General features: G+C 74.4%; 10 protein-coding genes and 1 other RNA gene. 6 read left to right on the plus strand and 5 right to left on the minus strand.

The window, feature by feature from the left end; all coding sequences use genetic code 11:
- From ACWEO5_RS36230 to rnpB, 5 genes are all read left to right on the plus strand, one after another.
- Positions 1-1,056: peptidoglycan-binding protein (locus tag ACWEO5_RS36230; RefSeq protein ID WP_452166358.1), on the plus strand; the 1,056-nt coding region annotated here is incomplete at its 5' end.
- Entirely contained in the window at positions 1,053-1,838 is a 786-nt protein-coding gene (locus tag ACWEO5_RS36235) for an ABC transporter ATP-binding protein (protein ID WP_452166359.1), read from the plus strand. The genes ACWEO5_RS36230 and ACWEO5_RS36235, both read left to right, overlap by 4 nt.
- Entirely contained in the window at positions 1,835-3,073 is a 1,239-nt protein-coding gene (locus ACWEO5_RS36240) for an ABC transporter permease (protein ID WP_452166360.1), read from the plus strand. The genes ACWEO5_RS36235 and ACWEO5_RS36240 overlap by 4 nt, the downstream gene beginning before the upstream one ends.
- Before the next feature lie 48 nt (positions 3,074-3,121).
- Complete coding sequence (locus ACWEO5_RS36245) at positions 3,122-3,406, plus strand: hypothetical protein (RefSeq protein WP_452166361.1); 285 nt, start codon at positions 3,122-3,124, stop codon at positions 3,404-3,406.
- Positions 3,407-3,460: 54 nt separating this feature from the next.
- Positions 3,461-3,861, plus strand: an RNA gene (gene rnpB, locus ACWEO5_RS36250) — RNase P RNA component class A.
- A gap of 73 nt (positions 3,862-3,934) precedes the next feature.
- On the opposite strand, the gene ACWEO5_RS36255 is transcribed toward rnpB, so the two are convergent.
- The 5 genes from ACWEO5_RS36255 to ACWEO5_RS36275 form a co-directional block, all read right to left on the minus strand.
- Positions 3,935-5,323 (minus strand): ABC transporter substrate-binding protein, encoded by a 1,389-nt coding sequence (locus ACWEO5_RS36255; protein WP_452166362.1) that lies wholly within the window; start codon positions 5,321-5,323, stop codon positions 3,935-3,937.
- Between the two features lie 76 nt (positions 5,324-5,399).
- Entirely contained in the window at positions 5,400-6,335 is a 936-nt protein-coding gene (locus ACWEO5_RS36260; RefSeq protein ID WP_452166363.1) for a carbohydrate ABC transporter permease, read from the minus strand.
- The gene (locus ACWEO5_RS36265) at positions 6,332-7,243 is read right to left on the minus strand and encodes a carbohydrate ABC transporter permease (protein WP_452166364.1); all 912 of its coding nucleotides are present in this window, start codon (positions 7,241-7,243) and stop codon (positions 6,332-6,334) included. The genes ACWEO5_RS36260 and ACWEO5_RS36265 overlap by 4 nt, the downstream gene beginning before the upstream one ends.
- A gap of 274 nt (positions 7,244-7,517) precedes the next feature.
- A complete protein-coding gene (locus ACWEO5_RS36270; protein ID WP_452166365.1) occupies positions 7,518-8,147 on the minus strand; it encodes a response regulator in 630 nt (209 codons plus the stop codon).
- Between the two features lie 64 nt (positions 8,148-8,211).
- Positions 8,212-9,435: a sensor histidine kinase gene (locus tag ACWEO5_RS36275; protein ID WP_452166366.1), complete on the minus strand. Its 1,224-nt coding sequence runs from the start codon at positions 9,433-9,435 to the stop codon at positions 8,212-8,214.
- 331 nt (positions 9,436-9,766) lie between these two features.
- On the opposite strand from ACWEO5_RS36275, the gene ACWEO5_RS36280 reads away from it, so the two are divergent.
- Positions 9,767-10,324, plus strand: coding sequence for a GlcG/HbpS family heme-binding protein (locus tag ACWEO5_RS36280; protein WP_452166367.1), 558 nt, complete (start codon positions 9,767-9,769; stop codon positions 10,322-10,324).
- The last annotated feature ends 81 nt before the right edge of the window (positions 10,325-10,405 follow it).

A 10,405-nucleotide genomic window follows, 5' to 3' on the forward strand; every position in this document is an offset into this window, starting at 1 on the left:
CGGACGAAGTTCAGCAGCGGCCCGACCACCGTCGGGCCCGACACCACCAGGATCGTCACCGACCCGTTCGGCCGGGCGGCGGCGCCGACGGACCGGGCCCAGGTCCGGGCCGCGGTGGCGCCGGTGACCAGGGGCGCGCTGTCGGCCCGCACCCAGGAGAACGGCACCCTCGGCTACGCCGGCAGCTACCAGGTCGTCAACCGGGCCAACGGGACGGCCACCCGGCTTCCCGCGGTCGGCGACGTGGTGCGGCAGGGCCAAGCGCTGTACGAGGTCGACGGCAAGCCGGTCGTCCTGCTGCACGGCGCCTACGTGCCGGTCTACCGGACGCTGTCCTGGGGCATGCAGGGCGTGGACGTCCGGCAGTTGAACGCCGCGCTGGCCGAGCTCGGCCACACGGACGGGGGCCGGCTCGACCCGGAGTCCGACTACTTCGGCCGGGCGACGTACAACGCGCTGCGCGAACTGCAGGGCGCGGTGGGGCTGGAGAAGACCGGGGACCTGCCGCTCGGGCAGGCGGTGTTCGTGCAGGCCGAGGAGCTGCGGATCACCAAGGTCGCGGTGGTGCCCGGCGGCGGCGTCGGCCCGGGGCCGGTGGTCGAGGCGTCCTCGACGGAGCGTCAGGTGTCGGTCGCGCTGAACGCGAACCGGCAGTCCAGCGTGGCCGTCGGCAACCGGGTGGAGATCACCCTGCCGACCGGGAAGACCACCACGGGCACGGTGGCCGAGGTCGGGAAGGTCGCGGCCAGGACCGACACGGCGACCACCGTCGAGGTCCGGATCACCCCCGACGACCCGGCGGCCACCGGGCAGTTGGACCAGGCACCGGTCCGGGTGTCGATCGTCTCCGACACCGTGCAGGACGTGCTGTCCGTCCCGGTGAACGCCCTGCTGGCGCTCGCCGGGGGCGGCTACGCGGTCGAGGTGGTCGACGGCGGCGGCGCGCACCGGCTGGTCGCGGTGCGGACCGGACTGTTCGACGACAGCGCGGGCGAGGTGCAGGTCAGCGGCGACGGCCTGGAAGCCGGGCAGAACGTGGTGGTGCCGTCCTCATGAGCAGCAGCACGGCAGCACCCCTCCGCCGCCCGCTCGGCGAACCCGTCCTCCAGTTGGAGGAGGTGACCAAGGTCTACCCGGGGGCTTCCCCCGTGCTGGCGATGGACCGGGCCAGTTTCACCGTCCGCCGCGGCGAACTGATCGCCGTCGTCGGCCCGTCCGGCTCGGGCAAGTCCACCCTGCTGCAGGTGATGGGCAGCCTGGACCGGCCCACCTCCGGCACGGTCCGGGTGGTCGGCGACGACATCGCCACCATGTCGGACCGGGCCCTGGCCGGGCTGCGGGCGACCCGGATCGGCTTCGTCTTCCAGCAGTTCTTCCTGGCCCAGAACGCCACCGCGCTGGAGAACGTCGCCGACGGCATGCTCTACTCCGGCGCCCGGCACCGGGCCCGGACCAGGGCCGCCGCGGCCGCCCTGGAACGCGTCGGCCTCGCCCACCGGGCCGGCCACCGCCCCGCCCAGCTCTCCGGCGGCGAACGCCAACGGGTGGCCATCGCCCGGGCGCTGGCCGGGAACCCGGCGATCGTGCTCGCGGACGAGCCCACCGGCAACCTCGACAGCGTCAACGGGGCCGCGATCTTCGCCCTGCTCCGGGAGCTGAACGCGGAGGGCAGCACCATCGTCATGATCACCCACGACCGGGAACTGGCCGCCCGGCTGCCCCGCCGGATCGAGGTGCTGGACGGCCGGATCGTCGCCGACGTCTGGGCGGACGGAGAGGCCGGTGCGCCCGGCGCGCCCGGTGGGCCCGGCACCGCTGACGGGGAGCCGCCGCGATGACCGCACCCACCGGCGCACCCGGCACCGCGCCCAGCACCGCACCCCCCGCCGCGCCCGGCCGGCTGCACCCGGCCGACGTCGCCCGCACCGCGAGCGTCGGGCTGCGGACCCGGCGGATGCGCGCCGCGCTCTCCGCCCTCGGCATCGCCATCGGGGTCGCCGCGATGGTCGCCGTGCTCGGCCTCTCGGCCTCCTCGCAGGCCGGGCTGCTCGCCCGGATCGACCGGCTCGGCACCAACCTGCTGACCGTCTCGCCCGGCCGGCAACTGGGCGGCGGGACCGCCGAACTCCCGCTCGACGCACCGGACATGATCGCCCGGATCGGCCCGGTGCAGACCGTGCAGAGCACCGGCCTGACCACCGCGCACGCCTTCCGCAACCCGTACGTCCCCAGCCTCAACACCAACTCGCTGACCGTCGAGGCCGCCAGCCTCGACCTCCCGGCCGCGGTGCGCACCACCGTCGCCGAGGGCAGCTACCTCAATGCCGCCACCGCCACCGAACCGGTGGCCGTGCTCGGCCACGACGCCGCCCTCCGGCTGGGCCTCCCCGAGGTCCACCCCGGGGCGCGGATCTGGGTCGGCGGCCAGTGGTTCTACGTCGCCGGGATCCTCGACCGGGCCCCGCTCACCCCCGAGTTGGACGCCGCGGTGCTGGTCGGCTACGAGGCCGCGAAGAAGTACCTGGACTTCGACGGCCACCCGTCCACCGTCTACGTGCGGACCGACACCGACCGGGTCGCCGAGGTGCAGCGGGTGCTGGCGGCGACCGCCAACCCGGCCGCCGCCAACGAGGTCCAGGTCAGCCGCCCGTCCGCCGCCCTGGAGGCCCGGGCCGCCGCGCAGTCCGCGCTCAATGGCCTCTTCCTCGGCCTGGGCGCGGTGGCCCTGCTGGTCGGCGGGATCGGTGTCGCCAACACGATGGTCATCTCGGTGCTCGAACGGCGGGCCGAGATCGGGCTGCGCCGGGCGCTCGGCGCGACCAGGGGCGACATCCGCCTCCAGTTCCTCGCCGAGGCGGTGCTGCTCTCCGCCCTGGGCGGCGTCGCCGGGGTGGGGCTCGGCGTGCTGGCCACCGCCGTCTACGCCCGGGTGAAGCACTGGGAGGCGGTGGTCCCGGCCCTCGCCTGGGGCGGCGGACTCGGCGCCTCGATCGCCATCGGCGCCGTCGCCGGCCTGCTCCCGGCCCTCCGCGCGGCCCGGATGGCCCCGACCGAGGCGCTGCGCACCGCATGACCGCCCACCCCCCGTCCCCGAGACCGACCGCCCGAGGAACCCGCACCCATGACCACCAAGCACGGCACCGCCCTCCTGCTGCCGGTAGCCGCCGCCCTGCTCCTGGCGGGCTGTTCCGCCACCCCGCCCCGCGCCGCCGCGCCCCGGCCCGCCCCGGCCGCGACCGCCACCACCGCGGCCGCCCTGTACGCCTCCTGCATGCGCCTGAACGGCGTGCCGCGCTTCCCCGACCCGGACGTCTACGGCGGCTACCGGCTCGGCCCGGCGACCGGCGTCGATCCCCGCACCCCCGAGTACCGCTCCGCCTACACGGCCTGCGAACACCTGGCCTGACCGGGCGGTGCGGGAGCATTCCCGCCGAGCGGCTACGATGACCAGTACGGCGGACGAGCCGGCCGGGCGGTCGCGTCGGGTCCCTTCGGGGCCCGCCGAGGAACGTCCGGGCTCCACAGAGCAGGGTGGTGGGTAACGCCCACCCGGGGTGACCCGCGGGACAGTGCCACAGAAAACAGACCGCCCGCCGCTTCGGCAGCGGGTAAGGGTGAAACGGTGGTGTAAGAGACCACCAGCGACCGAGGTGACTCGGCCGGCTCGGTAAACCCCACTCGGAGCAAGGTCAAGATCGGTGCCCCCGGGCACCGTGCGCGGGTGTTCGAGGGCTGCTCGCCCGAGCTCGCGGGTAGACCGCACGAGGCTGTCGGCAACGGCAGCCCTAGATGGATGGCCGCCTCCCCGGCCCGCGCGAGCGGCCCGGGAGACAGAACCCGGCGTACAGGCCGACTCGTCCGCCGCCTTCCGCCTCGCACGGCCCGGACGCGCACCCGCGTCCGGGCCGTGCGCCGTGCGGGCGGGCGGGCCGGGTCAGCCCACCGAGGAGTTGTAGGCGTCGACGGCGGGTTGGAGCTCCTTCGCGGCGTCGGCCAGCGCCTGCTGGGCGGTCTTGGAGCCGGAGACGGTCTGCTCGATGGCGGTCTCCACGCCCTTGCGGGCCTGCGGCATCACGCCGAGCAGGCAGCCCGCGGTGGCGGGGGTGGGCTTGGTGGCGGCCATCTGGTCGACGGCGGTCTTGAACTGGGGGTACTTGGCCACCCACTCCTGGTCGGTGGGGACGGCCAGCGCCTTGGTGTTGACCGGGAAGTATCCGGTGCCGGTGTGCCAGGCGGCCTGCTGCTCGGGGGAGGCGAGGAACTTCTCGAACTCCCAGGAGGCCCGCTGCTGGGCGGCGGAGTGGCCGGGGCCGGAGATCCACAGCGAGGCGCCGCCGATGACCGGGCCGCCCTGGTCGCCGGCCGCGGTCTTCGGGAACGGGGCGGTGCCGACGGTGAACTTGGCGGCCTCGGTGTAGCCGCGCAGCACGCCGGTGGACTCCAGGTGCATGGCCACCGTGCCGGCCTTGAACGCGGCCTGGGCGTCGGTGGTCTGGCGGCCGGTGTTGGCCGCGTAGCCGCCCTTGACCAGGTCGGCCCACCACTGGACGATCTCGGCGCCCTTGGCCGAGTCGAAGGTCACCTTGGCGGCCTTGCCGGTGCGGCCGTTGTCGCCGTCGCAGTAGAGCGAGCCGGACTCGGCCAGCAGCTCCTCGACGAACCAGCCGTAGACCGCCGCGCCGAAGCCGTACCTGACGGTCTGTCCGCCGCCGTCCTTCTTGGTCAGCTTCTTCGCCAGGTCGCCGAGCTCGGCCAGCGTGGTGGGCGGCTGCGCCGGGTCGAGGCCGGCCTCCTCGAAGGCGTCGGTGTTCAGGTAGAGCAGCGGCACCGAGGAGTTGAACGGCATCGAGGCGAGCCGGCCGCCGACCGAGTAGTAGTTGCGGATGTTGGGCTGCAGGTCGTCCAGCGGGTAGCCGTCCCGGTCGGCGAACGCCTGGGCCGGGACGGTCTGCTTGGAGTCGATCATGAAGCGGGTGCCGATGTCGTAGACCTGCACCAGCGCCGGGGTGGCCTTCTGCTGCACGGACGCCTTGTACTTGGCGATCAGGTCGTCGTAGCTGCCCTGGAAGACCGGCTTCACCTCGATCTTCCCCTGGTGCGCGGCGTTGAACCCGTTGACCAGGGCGGTCAGCGTCTCGGCGTTCTTGCCCGTCATCGAGTGCCAGAACTCGACGGTGGTCACCCCGGACGCCTGGTCCAGGGCGGAGGCGGCGGGCGCGGCGCCGTCGGCGGAGCCGCCGCCGGTGGAGCCGCCGGAGTCGCAGGCCGTCAGGGCCAGGCCGGACACCAGCAGGGCGGCGAGCGCGCGGGCACTCTTCTTCACGGGTCTTCTCTCTTCTGCGAGGGCGGGTACCGGAGAGTCGAGCGGGAGCGGGCGGTGCGGGGGCGTCGGGCGGGCCTCAGCGGACGGCGCCGGTGGTCAGCCCGCGGACGACGAAGCGCTGGCCGAACAGCACCAGCGCCAGCGTGGGCAGCAGCGACAGCACCACGCCGGCCAGGATCAGGCCGGGGTCGGCCATCTCCGAGTCGCGCAGCGTGGACAGGCCGATCTGCAGGGTCTGCATCTCGGCGGTGCGGGTGATGACCAGCGGCCAGAAGTACTGGTTCCAGGCGGACAGGAACACGTAGACGCCGAGCGCCGCCAGCACCGGCCGGTTCAGCGGCACCAGGATCCGCCACAGGAACCGCCAGTGGCCCGCCCCGTCGATCCGGGCGGCGTCCCGCAGTTCGGCCGGGAACTGCCGGAACGACTGCCGCAGCAGGAACGTCCCGAAGGCCGAGGCCAGGAACGGCAGCACCAGCCCGAAGTAGGTGTTGCCGAGCCCCCAGCCGGACAGCGTCAGGTAGTTGGGGATGACCACGGACTCCCACGGCACCATCAGGGTGGCCAGGAACGCCCCGAACACCACCCGGCGGGCCCGCAGCGGCAGGAAGACGAAGGCGTACGCGGCCAGCACCGAGGTGAGCAGCTGCGCCGCGGTGATCAGGCCCGCCACCAGCACCGAGTTGGCGTACTGGCGGACCAGCGGCACCGCGTGCACGGCGCCGGAGAAGTTCCGGCCGGTGAGCGAGTGCGGCACCAGCGCGGGCGGGTAGGAGGCGATCTCGTCCGGGCGCATGAAGGCGCCGGCGAACACGTAGTAGACCGGGAAGAGCACCGTCAGCACGGCCGCGAGCAGCAGCAGGTGCACCGCGGCGGTGCCGAGCCGGCCGTGCGCGCCCCGGCGCGGCCGCCGGGCGGTGCGGGCCGGAGCGGCGGGGGCACCGGAGGCGCCGGGGGCCGGGGCGGCGGAGGCGTCGGGGTCGGTGCCGGGTTCGCTGCGGGCGGTCGTCATGCGTAGTGCACCTTCCGCTCCAGGACGCCGAACTGGACGGCGGTGCAGGCCAGTACGACCACCAGCAGCACCACGGCCTGGGCGCTGGCGGTGCCGAAGTCGCTGGAGCCGTAGGCGAACGCCTTCTGGTAGACGGAGTAGACCAGGGTGCGGGTCGAGCCGTCCGGGCCGCCCCGGGTGAGGACGTGGATCTGGCCGAAGCCCTGCAGCGCGTTCACGGTGGAGACCACGACCAGGAAGAACAGGCTGGGCCCGAGCAGCGGCACGGTGACCGAGCGGGCCAGCCGCAGCCCGGAGGCGCCGTCCAGCCGGGCGGCCTCGGTGATCTCGTCGGGGATCGAGCCGATCCCCGCGGACAGCACCAGCACGTTGTAGCCGAGGTTCATCCAGACCGTGGACGCGGCGACCGAGAGCAGCGCGTACCGGGTGTCGGTGAGCCAGCCGACCGGGCCCAGGTGGAACTGGGAGAGCAGCCCGTTGAGCACCCCGCTGGCGGGGTTGTAGAAGACCGAGAAGACCACCGAGGCGCTGGCCACCGAGAAGGCGAACGGCAGCGCGAAGGCCGAGCGCAGCAGCCGCACGCCGCGGATCCGGCCCTCCAGCAGCAGCACCACCGCCAGCGCCCCGAGCACCCCGGGGACGACGGTGAACAGCACGAACAGGGCGGTGGTGAGCAGCGTGTCGCGGAACTCGGCGGAGGCCAGCAGGTCGGTGTAGTGCTTCAGGCCGACGTACCGGGAGGGCGCCCCGAACAGGTCGTTGGCGTGCGCGCTGAGGTACAGGGTGCGCCCGAGCGGATAGGCGGTGAACAGGGCGAAGACGACGACCGAGGGGAGCAGGAACGCCCAGGCGAGCCCGTGCTCCCCGAGGCGGCGCGGGCGCGCCGGAGCGGGTGGTGCGGTCGGCATGGTGCGCGTCCGCCTTTCGTGACGTCGGTTCCGGCCAAACCGTGTCGCGCCCGAACGACGGACCGGCGAGGGGGAAGTGAGCGGAGGGTGGCGCCTTTCTTACGCGTTCGCGTCAGAAGTGGCGGGTGCCGTGTGGCTACCCGCCTGCCGCCGCTCCTGCACCTCCCGGGAGGTTCCGGTTCGTCAGGTCCGGTACGGAGCAAGCCCGTTGGGGCGGAGAAGGAGGCATCCGTACCTGTTCGGCCGTCAAGGACCCTCGGGACCGGGGGAGTCGTCAGCGCAGCAGGCGGCGCTCCTTGGCGATGGCCACCGCGCCGGAGCGGGTGTCCACGCCGAGCTTGGCGTAGATCCGGCCGAGGTGGGTCTTCACCGTCGCCTCGCTGATGAACAGCGCCCGGGCGATCTCCCGGTTGCCGAGCCCCTGGCCCAGCTGGTCGAGGATGTCCTGCTCGCGGTCGGTGAGCTGGGGGAGCGGGGAGCGCATCTGGGCCATCACCCGGGAGGCGACCGGCGGGGACAGCGCGGGCCGGCCCGCCGCCGCCGCCCGGATCGCGGCGAACAGCTCCTCCGGCTTCTCCGCCTTCAGCAGGTAGCCGGTCGCGCCCGCGTTGATCGCCCGGCTGATGTCGGTGTCGGTGTCGAAGGTGGTCAGCACCAGGACGTGGCTCTCGCCCGGCCCGGCGAGCACCCGCCGGGTGGCCTCCACCCCGTCGATCCCGGCGCCGAGCTGGAGGTCCATCAGGACCACGTCCGGCCGCAGGGCGGCGGCCAGCGAGACGGCCTCCTCCCCGGTGCTGGCCTCGCCGACCACCTCGATCGCCGGGTCGCTGGAGAGCAGGGCCAGCAGCCCGGCCCGGACCATGGCGTGGTCGTCGCAGATGACCAGCCGGACGGTGTCGTTCACGGGGCCGTTCCTCTCGTGGTGCCGCCGGCGGCCGATGCCACGGCGGGGGTGTGGCGGGGCCGGTTCAGCGGTGCCCCAGCGGGATGGCCGCGGAGACCACCGTGCCCTCGCCCGGGGCGGACTCGATGGTCAGCGTGCCGCCGAGCTGGCGCAGCCGGGCCCGCATCGCCGGGAGCCCGTGCCCGCGGCTCCCGGCGGGCGACCGCTCACCGGGCGACCGCTCGGCAGCCGACCGCTCGGCGCGCTCACCCCGGCCGGACCGGCCCGGGGTGAAGCCGCGGCCGTCGTCCGCGACGTCCAGCACGGCCTGGTCGCCCAGGTAGGACAGGGTGATCGAGGCGTGCCCGGCCCGGGCGTGCTCCCGGGTGTTGGCCAGCGCGCCCTGCGCGATCCGCAGCAGGGCGGACTGCGCGGCGGCGGGCAGCGGCACCGGGGCGCCGTCCAGGTGGAAGCGGACCGCCAGGCCGCTCTCGGCGGCCTCCCGGTCGGCCAGCGCCGCCAGGGCGGCCTCCAGGGTGCCCTGCTCCGCGAGGTCGGCCGGGGCGAGGTCGTGGACGAAGCGGCGGGCCTCCACGAGGTTGCGCGCGGCGATCGCGGCGGCCGTCCGGACGTGGCCCAGGGCCGCCGCCGGATCCTGCTGCCAGGTCCGCTCCGCGGCCTGGAGCAGCATCCGCTGGCTGGAGAGGCCCTGGGCCAGCGTGTCGTGGATCTCGACCGACAGCCGCTCCCGCTCGGCCAGCGCGCCCTGCCTGCGCTCCACCGCGGCCAGCTCCCGCCGGGCGCGGATCAGGTCGACGATCAGCTTCCGCTGCCGGGCGCCCTGCCGCTGCATGTACAGGAACACCGCGGTGGCCAGCGCGGCCACCGCCGGGGGCAGCAGCAGCATCGTCGGGTCGAAGCCGCCCGGCAGCCGCAGCTCGGAGACCACCACCAGCACCGTCAGCGCCGTCACCAGCGGGATCGCGGCCCGCGGCGGCAGCGCCCGGAGCACCGTGTACACCAGCGGGACCGCGCACCAGGCGAAGCTCGGCGCCATCAGCACCAGCACCGCCCAGCTCGCCAGCACCGCCGTCAGCCAGGCCGGGCGCCGCTCGGACAGCCCCGACAGGTGGCCCACGGCCAGCGCCAGGCTCAGCCCCACCACCCACGGGGCCAGCGGGCTGGACAGGTGGTGGGTGAGGTACCTGGCCAGCGAGGTGCCGAGCAGCAGCAGGAAGGCCAGCCGCATCACGACGGTGAGCCAGCCCGCGTCCGGGTCGATGGCCCGGGACAGGGGTTGACGCATCATGGCCGCCTCCTTCCGCGGTCTCCCGCTCTCGTGGTCTCCCGCTTCCGTGGTCTCCCGCCCGGTGACCGCCGGGACCGCGGCGGACCTGCGCGGCGTGACGTGCGATCACGTGGGGTCACGCTGCGTCACGCCCGTCATAGCGATGGTGGACCGGGACGACGGCCCGCGCATCCACCGATCGGCTGACACGGATGTCGTCCATCATGCTCCGCGGAGCGAGCCGGTCCGCCGATCCGGGGAGGGGGTGCCGGGGCGAAACATGGAGTGCGAGGCCGGAGCACCAGGGATCCGGCACCGAACCCAGACCCCGATCCCCGTACAGGAGCCGAGAATGAAGCAGCCGAGCACCCGCACCCGCGTCGTCACCGGGGCCGTCGCGGTCGTCGCGGTCGGAGCCGGCGTCGTCGGTGCCGTCTCCGCCAGCGCCGAGACCCCGAAGGCGGCCCCCGCCACCGCGGTCAACTCCGACGTCCAGAACAAGAACACCTTCCAGTCCACCCACCTGACCGTCGAGGCCGCCACCAAGGCCGCCCAGGCCAGCCTGGACGCCGCCGCCAAGGCCGGGCAGAAGATCTCCGTCGCCGTCGTCGACCGCAACGGCAACGTGATCGTCGAGCTGCGCGGCGACGGCGCCGGCCCGCAGTCCTTCGAGTCCGCCGAGCGCAAGGCGTACACCGCGGTGTCCTGGAACGCGCCGACCTCCGAGCTGGTCAAGCGGCTGGCCCAGGCCCCGAACCTGAAGGACATCCCCGGCACCCTGTTCCTGGGCGGCGGCGCCCCGGTCCAGGTCAAGGGCGCCCCGATCGCGGCCGTCGGCGTGGCCGGCGCCCCGAGCGCGGACCAGGACGAGCAGTTCGCCCGGGCCGGTGTGGACGCCCTCGACAAGTGACCCGCCACGGGTGACGCCGCCAGCCGTCCCCCGCGGCCCGGCAGCACGAAGCCCGCGGGCCCGCTCCTCGACGGAGCGGGC

This window comes from Kitasatospora sp. NPDC004272 (genome assembly GCF_053603035.1).

Coding starts and splice junctions, on each gene's coding strand:
- ACWEO5_RS36235 (WP_452166359.1), top strand. CDS start 1,053: ATGAGCAGCAGCACGGCAGCACCCCTCCGCCGCCCGCTCGGCGAACCC.
- ACWEO5_RS36240 (WP_452166360.1), top strand. CDS start 1,835: ATGACCGCACCCACCGGCGCACCCGGCACCGCGCCCAGCACCGCACCC.
- ACWEO5_RS36245 (WP_452166361.1), top strand. CDS start 3,122: ATGACCACCAAGCACGGCACCGCCCTCCTGCTGCCGGTAGCCGCCGCC.
- ACWEO5_RS36260 (WP_452166363.1), bottom strand. CDS start 6,335: ATGACGACCGCCCGCAGCGAACCCGGCACCGACCCCGACGCCTCCGCC.
- ACWEO5_RS36265 (WP_452166364.1), bottom strand. CDS start 7,243: ATGCCGACCGCACCACCCGCTCCGGCGCGCCCGCGCCGCCTCGGGGAG.
- ACWEO5_RS36275 (WP_452166366.1), bottom strand. CDS start 9,435: ATGATGCGTCAACCCCTGTCCCGGGCCATCGACCCGGACGCGGGCTGG.
- ACWEO5_RS36280 (WP_452166367.1), top strand. CDS start 9,767: ATGAAGCAGCCGAGCACCCGCACCCGCGTCGTCACCGGGGCCGTCGCG.